Genomic DNA, 22398 nt, shown 5'->3' with positions numbered 1-22398 from the left:
AATAACTAAAATATTTGTTATAATTAAATAAGGAGTTAGGAGATTTAATTATGAGTAAAATTGCAATTGATATGATGGGTACTGATTTAGGCATTAAACCAATTATTGACGCTTTGAAAGTTTTTATGAAGAAATATGACGATGTTACTTTTGTCTTAATCGGAGATGAGAAGGAACTGAAATCTGCCACAGCAGCAGCAAAATTAGATAATACAAAATATGAAATTTTTGCTACAACAGAAGTAATTGCAATGATGGAAGGTATGATGGAAGTTCGTCGTAAGCCAAATAGTTCAATGGTTCGTGGAACTGAATTATTGCGTGATCAAAAAGTAGATGCCTTGGTATCCGGTGGTTCAACAGCGGCGTTTTTAGCGGCGTGTCATTTTATTGTGGGGGAAATTTCGGGAGTTTCACGGCCAGCTTTTATGCCTTTTATTCCAACAGTTAATAAAGGGAAGTCTGTTTTAATGTTGGATGTTGGTGCTAATTTAGAAAATGATGCCCAAGATCTTGTTAATTTTGCAATTATGGCTAGTGTTTATGCGCAAGAAATTATGCATAATCCAAAACCAAGCGTAGCAATCTTAAATATTGGTGAAGAAGCATCAAAAGGAAAAGATTATCATAAAGAAGCTTATAAATTATTAGCAAATAATAAAAAAATTTTTTTTAAAGGAAATATTGAACCACGTGATATTACTAGTGATGTTGTTGACATTGTTGTAACAGATGGTTTTACTGGGAATATTGCGCTAAAAACATTGGAAGGAATGGCAAAGAATTTAATGGGTGTTATTAAACACGAATTAACAAAGAATTTTTATCGAAAATTAAAAGCTTTTTCTTTGCGAAAAGCTTTTCGGGGAGTTCGTGAAACCTTTGATTATCGAAATAATGCAGCAGCATTAGTCTTAGGATTAAAAGCAATTGCTGTTAAAACTCATGGCAGTAGTGATGCAAAATCATGAATTAGTACTTTAGAATTAACTCGTACGGCAGTTGTCAATGACTTTGTTCAAAAAATGACAGTAAAATTGTTAAAGGGGGATTAATTATACGATGCAGTTTATAAATAAACAGCCGGAACAACTTTTTATTGAATTAAAAGCTTTTTTTAAACAATATCATGTTTTTATTAAAGAACGACAATATTATTTAGAAGCATTAACCCATAATTCTTATGCAAATGAGCATAATTTAAGTTATACTTATCAACGAATGGAATTTTTGGGCGATGCAATTTTAGCAAAAGAAATTTCCTTGTACTTATTTTTAATTTTTCCTGATAAAAATGAAGGTGAAATTACTAATTTACGTAGTAAAATTGTTCGTGAAGGAACATTAGCAGAATTAGTTCGTCGAATGAATTGAGCACCTTTCTTATTATTAGGAAAAGGAGAAATTAAAACAAAAGGATATGAAAAAAATCGTATTTTAGCTGATATTTATGAATCAATGATTGCTGCATTATATCTTGATTTAGGTGAAGAGGTCGTTCGTACTTTTATTAATAATACTCTTATTAGAATGGTTTCTAATCCTGGTTTTTTTGACCAAATTCGAGATTACAAAACTGAATTACAAGAATTTTTACAGGCTGGTGATGCTCGAACATTAGAATATAAATTGATTAAAGAATCACCACCATTAGAAGGAAATCGAGTTTTATATACTGTGGTTGCAGAAATTGGGGGGATTCGGTATGGTGAAGGATGCGGTTATACTCATAAAGAAGCTGAGCAATTAGCAGCTCGTGATGCATTACAAAAATTAGCAACAAAATCAAAATATCATTTCGAAAAATAAACAACAATGTAATATGATTAAACTAATTTAAGTATATGGAGATGAAAAGTGATGCGGATAAGACATTTATTTAAGAATTTTTGATTAAGTTTTACTAGAAATAGTTTACAAGTTTTAGGGCTATTTTTAATGTTAGGAATTATTATTACCTTGTTTGGCGGAATGATTATGTCAAGTAGTTTAAGTACGGATCAATTAGCATTGATTGGAAACAACTTGTATAATACTAATATTTCACTTCAATTTAATCATAATTTAAAAATTGTTTTAAATAATCAAAATTTATCATATGGTTTAAATAATATTAATTATATTAACGATGATGGGAAACTAGATACTAATAAGGTAGAAAGTTCTTATTTTCAGTTAAAACCCAATGGCAAAGATATTTATCAAATTATATTGGATTCAGAAAGTAACCAGCCAGGAAAATGGCTTGCTTCAAACAGTTCAAATTCATATTTTATAGAACAATTAAAGGCAAAAGGTGAAGTAATATTAAACTTTAGTAGTAATATTGTCCCTGATAGTGCGTACTTTTTTAGTAATGCTGATTATCGTGAATTGCTTAGTTATTTACAAGACCCAGCAAACTTAATTCCATTTGTAAGTTCACCAGATAATCCTCATTTAGTAACAGATACATTCATTTTTACTAATGCTTATAAGGATTTTAGTACAAATCAGAAACGAATTTATGATTTACAAACGCGCCTTTTAAATTCCGTTATTATTGGTTCAGTTGCTGACCGTGCTTTAATGAGTGAAACAATGCGCCTTTACGATATTTTTAAAGCAGAAAACTTTTATATTCAAAGTGTGCAACCATATTATTGAACAACACCAATTATGGTAAAAGGAAGTTATCAAGAATTTTTAAATTATAAGGCAGCCGATGATTACCCGCCAATTATTCTTAATAATTCTTATGCTTCACATAATAAAATCAAGCTTTATGACCTTTTTAGTATTTATGGTTATCAATATCGTGTTATTGGTTTTGCGACAAATGCTTATGTCAATAGTGCGGCAAATGCGTCATCTTTTATTTATAACCCATATTTATGACTTCGTGGTGAAGAATATAGAAATTTGTTAACAAAAATAACTAATGATGCACCACAACTTATTAATAGTATAATTAGCATCCATGCTGCTTTTGCAGCAAAAGAACTAAATCCTGGTTTTTTGCAAGCACAAAATAGTTGACGTGATATTGCCAATGTTTATGATAATGCTACTTTTTCACGTTTTACTTCTGCTTATACGCCATTACATCATATGAAAGAACTTATTAATAATAAAGAAGATATCATTTGGTCAATTTTAATTGCAATTTCATTATTATTAATAATTTCATCTTTTATTATGATTAGTATGATTGTTAATAAATTATTATTTTTAAACCGGGGAATTATTGGTAATTTAAAAGCACAAGGATATGGAACGGGAACAATTGCATTTTTACTCCTTTCTTGCTTTTTATTATTGATGTTTATTATTTGTTCATTAGCATTAATAACAAGTTGAATCTTTTCCTTTATCTTAAATATTACTTATCAAGGTTTTTTAGAATTTACTACTTATATTTCAGTTCCTCCTTGATGATTAATTGTTGGAACATATTTGTTACCTAGTTTTGCTGTTTGCTTCTATGCTTTTTTATTCATTATTATTGAGGTATCACGACCAACACTAGTTTTACTAAAACCAAAAGTAGTCAAAACACGGATTCCAAAAGGTCATCATTTACTACACTTAAACTTTAAATATAAAATTAGTCTTAAATTTGCTTTAGACGCTAAGTGAAAATTATTATTAACAGTTGTTGTAACAACATTAACCGGAGCAATGTTATTTACAGGATTAACAACAATTATTAATTTTAGTCAAATTAATCTTAATTTAAAAGCAAATGCAAATTGAAAATATGTTTATCGGTATGATAATAATTATAATTATAGTGCTAGTGGAATTCCACCATATGATTATTTAGTTTATGAAAATCCCGAAGCAGTTAAAAAACCAGATGTTTCTGGATATTATTTATTACAACCAGAAAAACGGCAATTTACAGAAGAATTAGTGTTAAAAAAATATAATACTTTTGGATTTAGTGATCCAGTATGTGGACCATTTATTGGTGACAGTAATATCATTAAATCGTTTAAATATAAATGGTTTAAAGCAAGATCTTATGAATGATATGTTGAAAATTGTAAAGATACTCAATATTATGAACAAATTACAAAATTTATTAAGGGAACAGTTTATGAATATTTTATTAATGAATTAAGTCACGAAGATGGCATTATTACGATAGGTTATCAACCAATTATTTATGGTCCATATCAATCAGAAATTTTTGCAAATACCGAAAATTTATATGCACAAGAAGCAATAAATTATAGTTTATTAGAACAGTTTTTAAATGAATATCAAAGTGCTAATAAAAATTCAAAAATTGATTTATCAATCCCAACATTTTATCGGAATTTTATTAGTCATAAAAATTTAAAAAGTTTATATGGTAATGCAATTGAATTTTATGATTATAAAAATAATACAACACTATTTTATCCAAATGTTGAGAAGAAAACAGATATTAATTGATTCTTTAATAAAATTAAGAGCTTTGATCAGCCTAATGATAATGATAGTTTATTACGACCAGCACAAACTAATCGTTTTAGTCCGGTTGTTAATTATGCGATTTTACAAGTTAATGAAATGAAAAAATTAATTCAAAGTGAAAAATGATTTCATAGTAAAAATCCTAATTGAGATCCAAAAAATTATCGGATTCAATTATATCCACTTATTATTAATCGTGCTTATCGTTATTTAAATAATATTAACATTGGTGACATTTTATTAGATAATTTTAATGATCGAAGTGCAATATTTTACATTGTTGTTGATCAATTTGATAATGGAATGAAAAATATGTTTTTAATTAATAAGTATAATAATCAACGCTTAACACCAAAACGCTTAGCAAATCTATATTCAGCATTACGCGATAATGAAACATATCATTATATTGGTGTTTATGATAAAAATAATAATTATGATGCTTCATTTGAAACAGAATATGAACCAGCACCAATTTATAATGGAACACAAAATTTAAAAATGTTATTACAGCAAACAGTCAATTTACAAATTATTTTATTCTTAATTTATTTATTAATTTTAGTTGCTTCAATTGTTGCATGTATTTTCCAAATTTTTATTATTACAAATATTATTTTAAAAGATAATTTAAAAGTTTTAAATAGTTTTAAAGCGCTAGGGTATTCTGATTTATGAATTTTTAATCGGATGTTCTTAATTTATTTACCAATTATTTTAATTAGTTGAGTAATTTCAATTCCAATTGGGGCAACCATTATTGGTTTAATTCGTTATCAAATTATTTTTAATATGTTGTCATATGTATCAGGAACTGTTAATATTGGTGATTATTTGATTAGTTTTTTAGGATTACTTGTAATGTTTATTATTGCTTTTGTTTTAAATAAAAAATTTATGGACCATCGTTATCCAATTTTAAAAACAATGAATTGAAATTAATGGAGATATTATTAATATTTCGTAATTAATGTTAAAAAGGAGAATTTAATGGATACATATTTATTAAAACAATTGCAGGCTTTAGCAGTAGATGAAAAGAATTTAACAAATCAAACAATTGCTCGCTATATTTTAGCTAATATTACAACAATTAGCAAATTAACTACGAGTGAATTAGCTAATCATTGTTTTACTTCAACAGCGGGCATTATTCGGTTTTGTCAAAAATTGGGATTAGAAGGAATTAATGAATTAAAATTTAAGTTAAAATACTTAACAGAAAATGTTACATTAAGTTCACAACAATTTAGTGTAAATAAGCAGTTAGTACAAAATGAAACATCTTTTTTTGATGAATATTTGAAAATTAAGATTGAATCTGCCCAAGATTTACATGCTAATTTTTTTAAAAGTGATTTGTCAGTTTTAATTGAAAAAATTATTACTGCAAAAACAGTTTTCATTTTTGCTTTTAATTTAGCATATAATATTTCACGTAATTTTGTTCAGAGACTACGGTGAATTAATAAAAATGTTATTCATCAAAACGATTTAAATTCAATTGAATCATATTTGCCAATGATTAATGAAAATGATATGGTTCTTTATATAACATTAAGTGGACAATCAAATTTTATTGCAACAATTGCTAAACAAGTTAAATCAATTGTGTATTCATTTGGTATTATTGGGAAAAAAAATGAATTAATTACTAATTTAACTGATTATTTTGTTATTAATTCTCGGGAAAATGATATTTGAGATGTTTTTTCAATTCGTTCACAAACTGTTATGCAGTTTTTAGATTATTTATATGCAAAAATTATCCGGAAAACAATTTAATAAAATTAATTACATTTTTTAGAACTATATTTCAAAATATAGTTTTTTTCTTGTTAAAAATATTGTTTTTGTTTTAATAAAAGTAGAACAAAAACAGTTTAATATTTTAATTTTAGGAGGACTAACATGAGTATTAAAAATAAAAATAATCTTTTTTCATTAGAACAAATTATTTTAAATTCATCCGCAAAGAATCAAGATGAAGCATTTCATGAATTAGCAACAGTAGCGTATCAAGCAGGGTGCATTGATAATTCCAAAAAATTAGTAAAAGCATTATGAGCTCGTGAATATGAAACATCAACTGGTTTAGAAGATGGTTTTGCAATTCCACATGCTCGAATTAAAGATATTAAAAAACCAGCCGTTATTTTTGTTCGCTATCAAACTGGATTAGAATGGTCAACTTTTGATAATACAAAGGTTCAAGTTGCCATTGCACTAATTATTCCGACTAATAAAAAAAATGACATTCACTTAGAAGTTTTAAGTAATGTTGCTAAAAAATTATTAAATTCAAATCTGCGTCAAATTTTAAAAACATCGACTAATAAAACCGAGATTTTGGAATTATTATCGGCAGTTGATAATGAGACGGAAGTTAACAATGAGAGTTATCAAGGTTATGTTTTAGGAATCACAGCTTGTCCAGCTGGAGTAGCACACACTTATATGGCTGCAAAAAAAATTGAAGATGAAGCGAAAAAATTAGGGTATGCAGTAAAAGTTGAAAAACAAGGTGCTAATGGATATGAAGATAAATTAACACTAGAAGATATTTCAAATGCTAATGTTTTAATTATTGCTGCTGATGTTGCCATTGGTGAACAAGAACGATTTGTTGATATTCCTATTTTAAAAGTAGCAGTTAGTGAACCATTGCATGATGTTGAAGGGGTTTTTCAAAAAGCTACGCAAATTATGCGACCATTATCTAATCAACAAATTCCAACTAAGGAATTTAAAAAAGAGAAAAAAGAAAAAGGATGATTCAAATTACATTTTAAAGCTGGTGCTGTTAGTTTAAAAAATGCTGTTTTAACTGGAATTTCCTATGCAGTGCCAGTAATTGTTGCCGGAACAGCAATTCAAGCTTTAATTACAATTATTGCTCAAATTGCGGGTGTTGATTATATTAAGGAACATGCTAATTGATTAAATACTTTAAGTGATGTTGCTGGTAAAAGTTTAAGTATTTTATTAGCTCCGGTGTTAGCGGCCTATATTGCATATGCAATGGCAGATAAACCAGGTTTAACCCCAGGTTTTTTAGGTGGATTAGCTTGTGTTTATGTAACAAAGACTGCAAATGATGGCACTGTAATCATTGATGGATTAGGTTTTTTAGGTGGTTTAATTATTGGAATTGTTGTTGGTTATATGATGAAAGGATTTAAAAAATATCTTGTGAGTAAAAAAATGCAAGGTGTCTTGACTTGATTTGTTTATCCTGTTTTAGGATCATTAATCAGTATTTGTTTAATTCTCTTTGTTATTGGTCAACCAATTGCCCTATTAATTAATGTTATTTTTAGTGGGTTGACAACTTTACAAACCTCAAATTTAGCAGCAATATTAGGAATTATTATTGGAATGATGTGTGTTTTTGATTTAGGTGGTCCTTTTAATAAAGTGGCATGAGCTTTCTCATTTGCATCATTCTCACAAGCTTTTACAAGCGGGCAATTAACTAATCCAAGTTTGTTGGTTCCATATGCATGCTTTTGAGCTGCTGGAATTGGAACTGGGTGAACGACTACTTTAGTAACTTGAATTGGTCGTCGGTTTTCAAATCAATATGAAAAAGAAGCTGGCAAAATGTCATGAATCTTATCTTCATTAGGGATTACCGAAGGAGCGATTCCATTTGCCTTATCTGATCCATTCCGTGTTATTCCTTCTTTTATGATAGGAGGTGCTGTTTCTGGTGGTTTATGCGCAGCTTTTAATTTAGGTTCAACCATTACGGGAGGTGGTTTTATTACAATGGCAGGAATCCAATCAACAACAGGTGCTGTTTCAATTGGTGTTGCCATTCTACTATGATTAATTTTTGCAATTATTGGTTGTGCAATTTCAACAACATTATTATTAGGATTAAAATATATTAAAACAAAACCAATTTTAGAACAAAAAGTTCATACTTGAACAATTAATGTTCTATCGTTGGGAATTGTTCCAACCATTAAAAAACAGCAATTAAAAAAATTTAATAAATTATCATCAAGTGAACAAGAAAAATATTTGAATCAAAAGCAGAAAAAAACAAAGATTAGAGTAGAAAGATAAAGGTGAATTTGTCATGAAATATAATTTTGACATTATCATTGATCGAACCAAAAATTCAGAACGAAAATGAGACCAAACATATATTGCAGATAATTATCATTTAACGGGTGATAATATCATTAATTCATCGATTGCTGATTTAGATTTTCTTACACCACAGCCAATTACAAATGCTATTTTAAATCGTGCAGAAAAAGGAGTATACAGTTATACTTATATTAGTAATGAGTTTTATGAGGCGGTAAGTACTTGGTATTATTATCAGCATCAACTTACAGTTCCAAAAGATAAAATCAAACTTGTACATGGAACAGTCAATGCTCTTCATCAGTTAATTCAATGTTTAACTGATATTAATGATTATGTTTTGATTCAAACGCCAGTTTATGGCCCCTTTGGCCGAGCAATTTTAAATAATCAACGCCAATTATTAGCAAATCAATTAAGATGAGAGGACAATCGTTATCAAATAGATTTTGTTAATTTTACAAACATAATAAAAAAATATCGACCAAAAATATTTATTTTATGTAATCCGCATAATCCTGGTGGTCGTGTTTGAACAAGAACAGAATTACAAAAAATAATTGAGATTTGTCAACAATATCGTGTTTTAATAATATCAGATGAAGTACACGGTGATTTAGCATTACCAAATGTTAAATTTCATTCGTTACTATCATTTTCAATTCCAAATAATGAGGTAATTGTTTGCAATTCTCCAAACAAGGCTTTTAATCTTGGCGGATTAAAATCATCATATTTAATTACATTTAATGACAAATTACGAAAGAAAATTGATGACCAATATGAATCTGCTTCGATTACATCACCAAATGTTTTTACAATTCCAGCTTATTTAGCGGCATATACTAATCCAGAAATATTAATTTGAAAAACAACTATGTTAAAATATATTGTTAAAAATTATATTTTTGTAAAAACAACCTTAGAACAAATTCCGGGATTAAAAATAATGCAGTTAGAAGCCTCATATTTGGTTTGGATTAATTATGAAGAAACTAAAATGTCACCGCAGGAAGTTAACAAATTATTATTAAAATATAAATTAATCGTTAGTAAAAATGATGATTTTGTTGAGGCACCAATAACTTGTTTTCGAATTAATATTGGTACTTCATTTGCGATGGTAACAAATATCATCAATATTTTAACAATGATTTTTACAAAATCAGAAAGGAATGATTAGTAATTATGAGTAAAAAAATTATTTCAACACATTTAGCACCAAAAGCAATTGGGCCATATTCACAAGCGGTTAAAATAGGAAACTTTCTATATGTTTCAGGTCAATTACCATTAGATCCAACAACAATGATGATTGAAGGAACAACAATTACAGAACAAGCAAAATGTGCCTTAGAAAATTTAAAAGCAATTGTACAATCAGCAGGTTATAGTTTAACAGATGTAATTAAAGTTAATATTTTCTTAAAAGATATTAATGATTTTCCGGCAATGAATGAAGTTTATCAAAAATATTTTACAGAAAATTTTCCAGCCCGTTCTGCTGTTGCTGTTGCAAATTTGCCTAAAAATGCTTTAGTTGAAATTGAAGCAATCGGATGTTTAAGAGAGGAAAACTAAAAAACTATGTCTTAAAAAAGAGAAAATCAAATTTTCTCTTTTTTTATTTTTTAAAATACATTCATTAACTAATTTATAATCTAATTACAAATTATTATTTAAATTTTCATTTTATTTTGCAAATAATTTGATAAAAATAAATTCTAGTTTTTTCTGTTTAACTTTTTTATATAATTTTAAATGATAGTTTAAATTATTTATGCTATTAAATTTTAGAAAGGAACTTATATTTTATTAATGAAAAAACTATTTACATATTTAATGGCCTTAGGAATAATGAGCATAAGTGCGACAACAATTGTTTCTTGTGGTTGTAGTTATCCAAAACAACACAAATTAGAAGAAGAAAAGGAAAAAAAAGATTCAGATGTAAATTCTTCGTTATTAACAAATGATAATATAAAAAAAGAGAAAAAAACATTACAATTTCCGATTGATATTAGTGGTATTACTAAAATTAAGGCAATTAAAAAAGTTAATGTTAAGAATATTAAAGATGTTCAGTTCTCTGAATGGTCAGAACCAATTCGAGATGCAATTTTAGAAACATTGCATGAAGAATTAAGTACTAAATTAACAAAAGCTGATTATGATGTAACTCTGATAATTCCAAAAGAGTTTTATATCAAAGATAATCTAATTGATACTCTTCCTTTTGATTTAACAATTCCAAGAAAAATAGAAATTACCTGTTTGGGGAAGAATAATACAAAGGGCAGTTTTAATACATATGTTATTTTACCAAAAGGTACTGTAAAATAATTATAAATTAATAAACTGATATAAAAAAACAATATTTTGAAATGTTGTTTTTTTATTTTTTTAAAATACGGTATGATTGATATAACGGAGAGGAACGTGATTGAAAAATGTTTAATTTAACACAAATAACAGGATTAGTTTATTTTATTTTTATTATTGTAATTGCATTGCTTCTTGTAGGATGATTAATATTTAGACTTATTTTATTAATTTTTAAAAAGAAAAAAACAACATTAAAACCACGTATGTTATTGCGAAAAATGTTAGATGACAATGATTTACAAGATGTTAATATTGGAGAACAAAGGCATATTGTTAAAGCACAAAATTTTTCAAAAATAAGTAATGCTGTCATTATTCGCCGTGCTGATGATAAAGATCAAAGTATTGTTAAAATTTATGATATGATTTTTCATTTTTATTATGTTTATAATCAAAAAACAAAACAATCAAAATGCTTTTTTTGATTAAAATTTTTGTCATGATTTTTGATGTTTACAATATTTTTATTTATTATAGCGACAATTTTAGTTATTTTAATACAGTTTTTAAAAGAAAATGCTGTTATTAATGCAATGGACATTACAGTTCAAATTATATCTATTATGGGTATTATTTATTTGATTTTGGGATGATTTTGTTGAGCAAATTTAGTAGAAAACTATCGCCAAGATTTAATAGCATTAGCCACAGACTATTTACCAACAGAATTTATAAAGTCTTTTAAAACTTATACTAGTTTTAAAGCTTTTTTCCCTTTTTCTGAAAATGTCATCTGTTTTTATTAAAGGGATTGTATTTTTTTATTAAATTCGGTATATTTAAGAAGTAAATGTATTAAACAATTCCTATATATGCTAGTAATATGGTCTAGTGTTTCTACGTCTTACCATTTATAAAAAGACTCTATAGGTTAATGCTTTATTTTTGCATTAACTTATGTTAATTAAACAAGGTTAATGTTTTTTATTTTTACAATAGAGCTAAACGGAGAAATAAATTATATGTTTAAAAAAAAGATTGAAACTTTTTTTAGATTTGGCGATCTAAAAACAACATTTAAAAAAGAAATTATTGGGGGTCTAACAACATTTTTAGCAATGTTATATATTTTGTCAGTGCAACCTAATATGTTATCTTCTGCACCAGATATTAATCATCCAACTGATTCAAATCAAAATATGGCTTTTGGAGGGATTTTTATTGCAACAGCAATTGGTGCTTTTATTGCCACTTTAATTATGGGTTTATCAGCCAATATGCCAGTTGGATTAGCACCTGGGATGGGACTAAATGCTATTTTTACCTTTAATGTTGCTAATAATGGTTTGGGATACCAAGGGGCTTTAATTGCTGTTATGATTTCAGGAATATTTTTCTGTCTTATTTCAATGACTAAGTTACGAACAATTATTATTAATGCCATTCCAGAGTCATTAAAATTAGCAATTGGGGTTGGAATTGGATTTTTTATTGCTTATATTGGTTTACACAATATTGGATTTGTTAGCGATAATGGTGTTACCCCAGGAGGGGTTGTTGTTAATGGTGGAATTCCAGTTGCAACATTAGGAAATTTAAAAACTAATTGACCAATGATTTTAATGGGATTTGGTGTCTTAATTTTAATTTTAGTTTTACATTTTAAAAAAATTCCAGGGGCTATTGCCATCGCAATTTTGGGTGGATTAGGGGGTTTCTTTAATTGTCGGAAATGTTGTTGATAGTGATTTCATTCGGCACAATTTTGCACATTGAAAAGGATGAAGTTATAGTGATTTTAATGGTTTTAATACTACTTTAAAATCAACATTTGCAGCTTTTGCTAATCCCAAAATTTGAACATCACCAACTATGTATATTTCAATTTTTGTTTTCCTATTTGTTGATTTCTTTGATACAACAGGAACGCTATATTCTGTTTCAACTCAAATTTCATTAACAACTGGTGAAAAATATGAGTTGAAACCACGTGCTTTAATGGCAGATTCAATAGGAACTTTAACTGGTAGTCTTTTAGGTTGTTCTCCAGTTACTAGTTTTGTTGAGTCAACAACAGGAGTTTCGCAAGGAGCTAGAAGTGGTTTTTCTGCTATTATTACGGGATTAATGTTTTTAGTTGCAATTCCACTTTTTCCAATTTTTAAATTAATTACTCCAGCAATTGCCGGAGCTGCCGTTATTTTTGTTGGGACATTAATGGTTAGTCAAATCAAAAATATTGAGTGAGTTAAACCAGAATTTGGAATTTCGGCATTCTTTACTATTATCATTATGATTGTTACATTTTCAATTACAAATGGATTAGCAATTGGATTTATTGCTTATGCCTTAATTTGTTTAATCACTAAGAAAGCTAAAACAGTAGCAATTCCAATTTATATTTTAAATCTTTGTTTTATTGCTTATTTTATTGCTTTTGCTTTTGTTCAAACAGGTTAAAATTAAAATAATAAAAATAATTATTTAATATGGATGGATTTTTCTAATTAATTTTTTATAAATAAAAATGTTTTATAATTTTATTATGATTAATAAGTAAAAAGATAGTAATAAATCAGGAACCTTATCCTGATTTTATTTTGTTTAAATAATCACCTCAAATTAAAAAACCAATGATAGTATTTGCAATAAAAAAACTTGTTTGAATTAACATGTTAATATTAATTGTTATCGGGTAATTAGCTCCAATGCTATTAACTCCCGCAAACATTGCAAATTGTAAAATATTTGAAATTAATCATAAAATTCATTGTTCTTTTAGCCGTAAAAACATTAAAATTGAAGCAATAATTGCGATGCTATTAATTGTACTGTCAAAAATATGAGCAATAGGTTGGTTTAAATAAGCATAATCAGTTTTTACTAATGCATAATGAAAAGCTGGAATTTCATAATATCAAGCAATTGCAAAAACAACACAAATCCCTAAAGAGATTGGCAAAATTATTCATCATTTTGAGTTTCGGATGTTTAATGAGGAATTTTGTTCAAAAATAAAAGTTTTCTGTCATATATACCAACCAATAAATTGAAATGGTAAATAAAAAAATAAATTTAATTGAGCATAACCAGTATAACCAAAACCAAATGAAAAGAGACCAAATGTTGTGACACTAATTAAACCTCAAAAATAATTGCTCATTTTACCAAAACTAATTAAAACAACATTTAAAATACTTGTAAAACTAACTAAACCGCTTAATGAATAAAGTGTGGCATCAATTCATTTAGGAATATTCCCTAAATAAGGTTTGGGAGTATTTAAAATATTAACAATACTAAAAAAAGAAGGATTATGGCTAGAATCAATAAAATGATTAAAATCAAAAAAAGATAAAAAAGTAACAATAATTCCAATGCAAATTAAAAGAATTTTAAAAGTTTTTGGTAACTCTTTAATATCTTTACCAATTGTTCTGATTCCTAAGAAGTTAATTGGTTTTGTAATAATAAATCATTTTTGCTGTTCATTTTTCATTTTTTTGTATGAGTATCTTGATTCTTTCTTTCATCATCTATTTATTAAGCCTATAATTATATCTTAACAAAAAATAATATTTTTTATTCTTTTAAATTATATCTTTTTGATATAATTCATAAAAAATAAAAAAATCCTAAAAATAGTTGCTTGTTTTTTTATTTTTAGTATATAATGAATAAGGCTAAAAAGAAATGCCATGCCTAGTTAGCTCAGTCGGTAGAGCACTCGGCTGTTAACCGATCGGTCGCAGGTTCGAGTCCTGCACTAGGCGCCATTATTTTTTTTGACAATTTTTATCAATTTTTAACGGCCTGTTGGTGAAGCGGTTAACACACATGCCTTTCACGCATGCATTCACGGGTTCAAACCCCGTACAGGTCACCATTTTCGGGTGTTAGCTCAGTTGGGAGAGTGCCTGCCTTACAAGCAGGTGGTCAGCGGTTCAAGTCCGTTACACCCGACCATTTTTTATATTAATAAGCTGGCTTAGCTCAATAGGTAGAGCAACTGACTTGTAATCAGTAGGTTGGGAGTTCAATTCTTCTAGCCAGCACCATTGCCTGTCTCCTGTTAGCTCAGTCGGTAGAGCAACTGGCTTTTAACCAGTGGGTCAAAGGTTCAAGTCCTTTACAGGAGACCATTTTTAAAACCGAGTATCCGGGTGTGGCGGAACTGGCAGACGCACCAGACTTAGGATCTGGCGGGGTAACTCGTGGGGGTTCAAGTCCCTTCACCCGGACCATAATTAAAAAAACAAATTAACACTTTAAGAGTGTTTTTTATTTGCAAAATTATAATGTAAGTGCAATACTGAAAAAACAATCTAGACCATTATGATAATTTAAACACATATAAGAATTACAACCTTTTTTAACAATTACTATTTTATTAAATAATAATAATTTTAGTGGAAGGAAATATCTAAATATGAAAAAAATAGTGAATTTATTAAGTGGTATTAGTTTAATAGGAAGTAGTGTACCATTGGTTAATGCCAATAGTAGTTATACATTACAAGCACAAATATTAAAGCGAAATAAACGGCAAGGAAATTTTAAAGCATTAAATAAAGAACTTAAAAATTGAATATTAGGTGAGTTACTTGATAATTTACCAGAAACAATTTTAAAACGAATATATAAATTAAATAAAAAAATTAAAGAAAATAGTTTAAGAATAATTAATGTTAGGGAAAACATAGCTAGAATAATTTGAGATGAAGATGTTGATAGTACAACAAATTTTATTGATGTTTATTTTACAATTTATAATTCAAGCAATTCATTATTTTATAATGACAATTCAAGGTTAGGAACTTGTGAGTCTTTATCAGTTACTTCAAGTGAAGAAAATAATGAAAATCAAATTGAAGAATCAATATATGCAACAGTTTTACCAAAAAGGCAAAGAAGTAAACAAAATACTGTTGCACCACCACTGCCACCTAGAAAGTTAAATAATCTTTTACCAAATACAGAATTAGGTGAGTTACCTGATTCTTTACCAGCAACAATTTTTGAAAGAGTAATACTTTTAAATACTGATATTGATTTAGATGAAGTTGTTATTCATGACATTACACATAATTTAGCAATAATTAGTAGTAATCCAAATAGTAGTAGATATTATGGTAGAGTTATAGTTCATTTTACTTTAAATAATAAAGAAGTAAAAACAATCAAAGAAGATAAAAATAAGCAAGATCCAAATGCTGATAATAATGATAGTGTTAATAAATTAATTAATAAATTTAATAAATTATGTTCAAATAATGAAATTAATAATTTAAATCCTAAAAAAGTTTTAACGGAAAATACTCGTGGTGGTCGTTTACATGCAGGAGATACATATCTTGGGACAAACAATGGTATTTATTTGCAACATGGTCATGGTCAAATTGATAAGTTTGATGGTTTGAATTTTCCTATAATTGCAATTGAATTAGATAATAAGGGAAGTGCTTATGTTTTAAATAATACTGGTAAAATTTATCATTTAGATTTATATGGTTGAGGGCATCAACAAGTGCCAAAAAAAATAGTAAACAATATAAATTTCAATTGAAAAATAACTGGGCCAATAACCGATGATACAAAAGTATGGGAAAAAACAATAAATTTAATTAAATGGTCAGACTATGCTAATAGTTGACAAGAGTTTAAAGAAAGATACAAATATATTGAAATTAATAAGATTAATTCTTCTGCAGGTTGTCAAGGTACAACAATATCTAATACTAAAGCAAATATTAAATTTAATACAGAAAATATCAAGGAAAATTGAGATTCTAATCAAAATCATATATCGCTTTTAAAGTATGACTATTATCTGTTTGTTCCTTTTGTTTATGTAGAACAAAAAGCAGTGTTATATATTAAAAGTTTATGAGTTGAAAGCGAGTATTTAAAAATGAATTTAGTTTCATATACTTCTTCTTTTTGTGCTATTTATCATGTTTGAACAAATTTAAAAATTAATCAAGTTAAAGTGTATTAAAAAATAGTATATAAAAAAGTACATTAAAAACTGTACTTCAAAAAGTAATTGAAAAACTTTTTGATAACGTACAGTTTTTTATTAACATATTTTTAATTAGATAAAATTAAAGTTTATAATTTATAAAAAATTTTTAAATTTAAACATTTTCTACTATAATTATTAAAACTATAAAATTAATGTTTGATCAATATTTTTAAATAATGTAATCATACAAGTTTTGAGGAAAAAGAAAGGAGCATAATTAGATGAAAAAAGCAGTTTTTTCTGATTTGGATGGAACTTTATTAAACGATAATCATCGGTTTAGTCGGTTAACAAAAAAAACAGTTAATTCAATTCAAAAAAAAGGAATCCCTTTTGTTGTTACAACAGGACGCCTAGCAAACGATGCAATTCGCCAAGCGCGAAAACTAAAAGTTCATAAATATGATGGTTATGTTTTGGCAAACAACGGGGCTAGTGCTTACTCTTTTAAAACTAATAGTTTTTTATGGATGATGATTTTTACAACAGCAGAAATTAAAACCATTTTTGAATTTACTTATCGAAAATATAAAGTTCATTTTTTTAGTAATAATAGTACTTATGTTTACGAATATGGTGAGAATTCTTATTATTGATCAAAAATAATGCGAACAAAATATAAAATTATTACCAAGGTGACTGATATTACAGAAGACATTACGCATGCTAGTGTTATTGCCCATCACTCCTTAGATGATAAAGCTGCTAATGAATTAATGACAAAGTTACGACAATTATTACCGCAATTAGATATTACCCAATATAATAATCGTGTTTTTGAGATTGCTTGTAAGGGGATTTCAAAAGGCAGTGCCTTGCAATTTTTATCACATCATATTGGAATTGATATTAGTCAAACTTATTCATTTGGTGATTCTTATAATGACCTTGAATTAATTCGCCAAGCTGGCGTTGGAATTGCGGTTGGCAATGCGATTAATGAGTTAAAAACAATGGCAAATGAAGTAACATTATCAAATCGTGAAAATGGACCAGCAAAATATTTGCAACAGTTTTTCTTAAAAAAATAGTACTTTTATGATATGATAAAAAAGCAAGAGAATTCAGTAAAGGAGAGAATTAAAATGGCTGTAAATGAAATAAAAAGTATTGATGAATTCGAAAAAACAATTGGTGATGAAAAATTAACTTGCGTTGATTTTTATGCTGATTGATGTGGACCATGTAAAATGATTGCTCCAATAATTAATGAATTAGCAAAAACGCGTAGTGATGTTAATTTTATTAAAGTTAATGTTGATGTTTTACAAGATCTTGCTCAAAATTATGGAATTTTATCAATTCCGACATTAATTACCTTTCAAAACGGAAAAGAATTAAAACGTAAAACAGGATTTGTAACTGCTAACGAAATTGAACAAGATTTATTAAGTTAACAAAGTTTTTACTAATAATTTAAAAAGGAGAAGGTGAATACAAAATGGCAATGTCAATGAAAAAACGCCGTCGTTTAATGGCAGAAAAAAAAGCGGCTAAAATCTTAGCTCGTAAAGAAGCTACAAAAAAACAAAAAGAAGAAACAAAAATTTCAAAATAGAATATTTAATCTTTAATGTATAATGTTTAATTTAATGAAGATATATTAATGACCTTTTTTAAATAAAAGATTTATTAAATCAATAACTATAATCTAACATATCTAAATAGTGCTTCTTATAAAATTAAAAAAGACATTTTACAATAAAAAAAATTTTAAATAAAACACTTAAATTATATTAAATTTTTTAAATATAATTTAAGTGTTTTTTTATTTAAAAGTAGTTTATAAAATAGCAAAAAATATCTTTTATTTTATCCTAAAATAGAAAACACAACAGCACAAATTAAAGCATAACCAAAATTAATTCCAAGTGTAGCAAGTAGAATAAAACCTTTTTTCTTTAAATATCAGACATAACCATTATATTCAGTTTTTAAATGTGAATATTTTGTAATAATATGAAAACCAAGGTCTGCTTGTCAGGGCGCTAATTCTTTTGTTACATTTAGTTTTCGCAGTGGATTTTTAACTAGAATTCAGTTAGTAATGAACATTACTAAAATAATAGCAATTAAAATACCAAAGAAAATTTGGGATAAGTCACTATTGCTTAATTGTAATTGTTTTTGACATAATATTAGTGGAATCATGATGCTAACTTGGATTAATAAAAAAATAATATTAGTAATTAAACTAATAATTCAAAAATTTTTAAGAGATGTTTTCATTAGATAATTAAATTTATTTTTAGTAAAATTTTTATTAATTAAGTTTAAAAAATGCTAACAAATTCATCCTCAGCAATTCGTAAGCGAGGGAAACTTGTTCCTTTAATATTATCATCATAATATCCAAATAGCATTCCTAGCGATAAATGTCATTTTGTTGGATCAACAATATTATGTTCTGTAAAGAATGAGGCTGCTTGCAGCGGCGTAATTCCCCCCATAATGCTTGATCCAATTTTTAAATCAGCAGCTTGTAATGCCATAAAACTAGCAACAAGATGTGTTTGTTCATCAGAAAACATATCTGGACTTGGATAACTTTTTAAGTAATTACTCATTCCTCGTACATTTGTTTTTAATGTTTCACCACTAAAAATTCGCCCTAAGCGATTTGTTAAAAATTCTTCAGATGTCAAATAACCACCATTTGCTCCTAGTAGTAACGCTAAAATTGGAGCATCTTTTACTTTTTGTTGATTACCAGGCATAAAACAGCTTAATGCTGCTTGCTCTTTTAATTTTTGGTCTTTGATAATAATAACTTTTACTGGTTCTAAGCCATTAGAACTTGGTGCTAAAGCTCCAGTTGCTAAAATTGTTTTTAAATCACTTTCACTAACTGCCTTTGATTTATCATAGATTTTAATTGCTTTTCGAAATTTTGCTGCTTCTTGAACGCTCATGATTTTCCCCCATTCTGTAATTTGTTTATAAATTTATTATACGCTAATAAAATGTAATTAATAGTGCTTAAATTACTAACAAATTTCGGAACAATGTTATAATTAAAAGGATAAAAATTTAGAGAGGGTAATAAAGATGGAATTTTCGCATAAAGCAATTGAACAAAAATGACAACAATATTGAGAAGAACATCAAACTTTTAAAACAACAAATAATTCAGAGCAAAAAGCTTATATTTTAGATATGTTTCCATATCCATCAGGAGCGGGTTTACATGTTGGACATCCAAAAGGATATGTCGCAACTGATGTAATTAGTCGTATGCGAAAATTGCAAGGTTATGACGTTTTGCATCCGATTGGTTGGGATGCATTTGGTTTACCAGCTGAACAATATGCTTTACAAACAGGGAATGATCCAGCGGAATTTACTTTGCAAAACATTGCTAATTTTCGTAACCAATTAAAAGCACTTGGGTTTAGTTATGACTATGAAAAAGAAGTTAATACTTCTTCACCAGAGTTTTTTAAAACAACACAATTAATTTTTGAATTGTTATATCAAAATGGATTAGCTGAGATGCGTGATGTTGATGTTAATTGATGTCCTGAATTAGGGACAGTCTTAGCTAATGAAGAAGTTTTGAATATTAATGGGAAAATGGTTTCTGAACGTGGACATTTTCCAGTTTTAAAAAAACCAATGCGACAATGAGTGTTAAAAATTACTGCATATGCAGAAAAATTATTAGCAGGGTTAGATGAGGTTGATTGACCAGAATCCGTTAAAGAGTTACAACGAAATTGAATTGGAAAATCAGTTGGTGTTGAAATTAAGTTTGCGGTACAAAATAATACAGAAAGCATTAATGTTTTTACAACTCGTGCTGATACAATTTTTGGTGTTGAGTATCTTGTTTTAGCGCCTGAACATCCGTTAGTGTTAAAATTAACAACACCTGAATATGCAGCAACTGTTACAAAATTTTTGGCAGCAACAAAAGCAAAAAGTGATTTAGATCGTCAAGATATTAGTAAAGAAAAAAATGGAATGTTTATTGGTAGTTATGCTATTAATCCAATCAATCAAAAAGTTATTCCAATTTGAATTGCCGATTATGTATTACCATTTTATGCTACTGGAGCTGTAATGGCTGTGCCTGGTCATGATGAGCGGGATTATTTATTTGCTTTAAAATATCAATTACCAATTAGTTATGTTATTGAAGGAGAACATCATAATAAATTACATAATAAAGATGGAAAACATATTAATTCTGATTTTTTGAATGGTTTAATGACAGACGAAGCAACAAAAAAAGCAATTGATGTTTTAACAGCGGCTGGGAATGCAAAAGTTAAAACTACTTATAAGCTTCGTGATTGGTTATTTTCTCGTCAACGATATTGAGGAGAGCCTTTCCCAATTATACATTGAGAAGATGGTTCAATTAGTTTAGTTGATGAAACAGAATTGCCATTGGAATTACCAAAAATGACAAATATTAAACCATCACAAACGGGAGAATCACCATTAGCTAATGCAACAGAATGGTTAACTGTTGTTGATAGGACAGGGAAAAAAGGACGCCGAGAAACTAATACGATGCCACAATGAGCAGGTAGTTGTTGATATTATTTAGCCTATATTTTAATGGAAGATAAGCAAATGTTAGATTTACGTAGTACAAAAGCACAAGCTTTGTTAAAAAAATGATTACCAGTTGATTTATATGTTGGTGGGCAAGAACATGCTGTTTTGCATTTATTATATTCACGTTTTTGACATAAATTTTTATATGACCAAAAATTAGTTCCAACTTCTGAACCATTTTATAAATTAGTTAATCAAGGTATGATTTTAGGCACTGATGGTTCAAAAATGAGTAAATCAAAAGGAAATGTGATTAATCCTGATGACATTATTAAATCACATGGAGCTGATACATTACGTTTATATGAAATGTTTATGGGACCAATTGAAGCATCATTGCCATGGAATCCAAATGGGTTAGATTCAGCACGAAAATGATTAGATCGCGTTTATCGTCTTATTAAAAATAATAATTTTTCGCAAGATAATAATCATGAGTTAGATTTTGTTTATCATAGTATGGTTAAAAAAGGAACAGAAATGTTAGAAAAATTAAGTTTTAATACAGTAATTTCACAATTAATGGTTTTTATTAATGCTTGTTATAAAACAAAAGGACCGATTTACCAACCGTATTTTGAAGGGTTTACTAAAATGTTAAGTTTATTTGCCCCCCATTTAGCAGAAGAAATTTGAGCAAAATTAAACCAACAATCATCGGTTGCATTATCAACATGACCGACATATGATGAAAAATATTTACAAAAAAATGAGGTTATAATTGCAGTTCAAGTTAATGGTAAATTACGTGCTAAATTAGAAGTACCACTTGATACATCAGAAGAAGAATTATCAGTTTTAGCTAAAGCTAATAGTAATGTTCAAGCCTTTTTAGGTAAGCATGAGATTATTAAAGAAATTATTATTAAAAATAAAATTGTTAATTTTGTTATAAAATAGATAGAGAAAATATTAATTATTTAATCAAAGGAGAAAAG

Annotated in this window: 18 protein-coding genes, 6 tRNA genes and 1 riboswitch; of the genes, 21 read left to right on the top strand and 3 right to left on the bottom strand. The window is 27.6% G+C overall.

What is annotated here, in order from left to right:
• Positions 1 to 50 precede the first annotated feature (50 nt).
• The 11 genes from plsX (at position 51) to SPM_RS06750 (ending at position 13329) form a co-directional block, all read left to right on the top strand.
• Positions 51 to 1055: a phosphate acyltransferase PlsX gene (gene plsX / locus SPM_RS01310; RefSeq protein ID WP_004027813.1), complete on the top strand. Its 1005-nt coding sequence runs from the start codon at positions 51 to 53 to the stop codon at positions 1053 to 1055.
• Between the two features lie 7 nt (positions 1056 to 1062).
• Positions 1063 to 1809 (top strand): ribonuclease III, encoded by a 747-nt coding sequence (gene rnc, locus SPM_RS01305; RefSeq protein WP_004027812.1) that lies wholly within the window; start codon positions 1063 to 1065, stop codon positions 1807 to 1809.
• Between the two features lie 51 nt (positions 1810 to 1860).
• Complete coding sequence (locus tag SPM_RS01300) at positions 1861 to 5385, top strand: ABC transporter permease (protein ID WP_004027811.1); 3525 nt, start codon at positions 1861 to 1863, stop codon at positions 5383 to 5385.
• Positions 5386 to 5433: 48 nt separating this feature from the next.
• Entirely contained in the window at positions 5434 to 6228 is a 795-nt protein-coding gene (locus SPM_RS01295) for a MurR/RpiR family transcriptional regulator (protein ID WP_004027810.1), read from the top strand.
• A 126-nt stretch (positions 6229 to 6354) separates the two neighbouring features.
• Positions 6355 to 8517, top strand: coding sequence for a fructose-specific PTS transporter subunit EIIC (locus SPM_RS01290; protein ID WP_004027809.1), 2163 nt, complete (start codon positions 6355 to 6357; stop codon positions 8515 to 8517).
• A gap of 13 nt (positions 8518 to 8530) precedes the next feature.
• On the top strand, positions 8531 to 9727 hold the full coding sequence (locus tag SPM_RS01285; RefSeq protein ID WP_004027808.1) for a MalY/PatB family protein: 1197 nt from the start codon (positions 8531 to 8533) through the stop codon (positions 9725 to 9727).
• A 5-nt stretch (positions 9728 to 9732) separates the two neighbouring features.
• A complete protein-coding gene (locus SPM_RS01280; RefSeq protein ID WP_004027807.1) occupies positions 9733 to 10125 on the top strand; it encodes a RidA family protein in 393 nt (130 codons plus the stop codon).
• Positions 10126 to 10362: 237 nt separating this feature from the next.
• Positions 10363 to 10887 (top strand): hypothetical protein, encoded by a 525-nt coding sequence (locus SPM_RS01275; RefSeq protein ID WP_004027806.1) that lies wholly within the window; start codon positions 10363 to 10365, stop codon positions 10885 to 10887.
• A 107-nt stretch (positions 10888 to 10994) separates the two neighbouring features.
• On the top strand, positions 10995 to 11675 hold the full coding sequence (locus tag SPM_RS01270; protein WP_004027805.1) for a hypothetical protein: 681 nt from the start codon (positions 10995 to 10997) through the stop codon (positions 11673 to 11675).
• 40 nt (positions 11676 to 11715) lie between these two features.
• Positions 11716 to 11816, top strand: a riboswitch (purine riboswitch).
• Positions 11817 to 11891: 75 nt separating this feature from the next.
• Positions 11892 to 12614: an NCS2 family permease gene (locus SPM_RS06755; protein ID WP_004027804.1), complete on the top strand. Its 723-nt coding sequence runs from the start codon at positions 11892 to 11894 to the stop codon at positions 12612 to 12614.
• 127 nt (positions 12615 to 12741) lie between these two features.
• Positions 12742 to 13329, top strand: a complete 588-nt coding sequence (locus SPM_RS06750) for a solute carrier family 23 protein (RefSeq protein WP_004027803.1) — start codon at positions 12742 to 12744, stop codon at positions 13327 to 13329.
• 124 nt (positions 13330 to 13453) lie between these two features.
• Here SPM_RS06750 and pnuC read toward each other — a convergent pair whose 3' ends face one another.
• The gene (gene pnuC / locus SPM_RS01260) at positions 13454 to 14368 is read right to left on the bottom strand and encodes a nicotinamide riboside transporter PnuC (RefSeq protein WP_004027802.1); all 915 of its coding nucleotides are present in this window, start codon (positions 14366 to 14368) and stop codon (positions 13454 to 13456) included.
• A 201-nt stretch (positions 14369 to 14569) separates the two neighbouring features.
• Between pnuC and SPM_RS01255 the strand changes: the two genes are divergently transcribed.
• The 9 genes from SPM_RS01255 to trxA all read left to right on the top strand — a co-directional run bounded on the left by SPM_RS01255 (position 14570) and on the right by trxA (position 18291).
• Positions 14570 to 14645 (top strand) — tRNA-Asn (locus SPM_RS01255).
• A gap of 34 nt (positions 14646 to 14679) precedes the next feature.
• Positions 14680 to 14755 (top strand) — tRNA-Glu (locus SPM_RS01250).
• 4 nt (positions 14756 to 14759) lie between these two features.
• Positions 14760 to 14835 (top strand) — tRNA-Val (locus tag SPM_RS01245).
• A gap of 16 nt (positions 14836 to 14851) precedes the next feature.
• Positions 14852 to 14927 (top strand) — tRNA-Thr (locus SPM_RS01240).
• An 8-nt stretch (positions 14928 to 14935) separates the two neighbouring features.
• Positions 14936 to 15011, top strand: a tRNA-Lys gene (locus SPM_RS01235).
• Positions 15012 to 15028: 17 nt separating this feature from the next.
• Positions 15029 to 15113, top strand: a tRNA-Leu gene (locus SPM_RS01230).
• A 185-nt stretch (positions 15114 to 15298) separates the two neighbouring features.
• Positions 15299 to 16867 carry a hypothetical protein gene (locus SPM_RS01225; protein ID WP_004027801.1) on the top strand — a complete coding sequence of 523 codons (1569 nt, stop codon included), beginning with the start codon at positions 15299 to 15301 and terminating at the stop codon, positions 16865 to 16867.
• A gap of 248 nt (positions 16868 to 17115) precedes the next feature.
• Positions 17116 to 17925 carry a Cof-type HAD-IIB family hydrolase gene (locus tag SPM_RS01220; RefSeq protein ID WP_004027800.1) on the top strand — a complete coding sequence of 270 codons (810 nt, stop codon included), beginning with the start codon at positions 17116 to 17118 and terminating at the stop codon, positions 17923 to 17925.
• Between the two features lie 54 nt (positions 17926 to 17979).
• Positions 17980 to 18291 (top strand): thioredoxin, encoded by a 312-nt coding sequence (gene trxA, locus SPM_RS01215; RefSeq protein ID WP_004027799.1) that lies wholly within the window; start codon positions 17980 to 17982, stop codon positions 18289 to 18291.
• A 415-nt stretch (positions 18292 to 18706) separates the two neighbouring features.
• Here the strand turns inward: trxA and SPM_RS01210 are convergent, their stop codons facing one another.
• A complete protein-coding gene (locus SPM_RS01210) occupies positions 18707 to 19045 on the bottom strand; it encodes a hypothetical protein (protein ID WP_239643284.1) in 339 nt (112 codons plus the stop codon).
• A 122-nt stretch (positions 19046 to 19167) separates the two neighbouring features.
• Positions 19168 to 19806: a nitroreductase family protein gene (locus tag SPM_RS01205; protein WP_004027796.1), complete on the bottom strand. Its 639-nt coding sequence runs from the start codon at positions 19804 to 19806 to the stop codon at positions 19168 to 19170.
• Between the two features lie 136 nt (positions 19807 to 19942).
• On the opposite strand from SPM_RS01205, the gene leuS reads away from it, so the two are divergent.
• The gene (gene leuS, locus SPM_RS01200) at positions 19943 to 22360 is read left to right on the top strand and encodes a leucine--tRNA ligase (RefSeq protein WP_004027795.1); all 2418 of its coding nucleotides are present in this window, start codon (positions 19943 to 19945) and stop codon (positions 22358 to 22360) included.
• The last annotated feature ends 38 nt before the right edge of the window (positions 22361 to 22398 follow it).

It is taken from the genome of Spiroplasma melliferum KC3 (assembly GCF_000236085.2).
Taxonomy (GTDB): Bacteria; Bacillota_I; Bacilli_A; order Mycoplasmatales; family Mycoplasmataceae; genus Spiroplasma; species Spiroplasma melliferum.
Note: the sequence above shows the minus strand (reverse complement) of the source record. Positions and strands in the feature narration are given on the sequence as shown.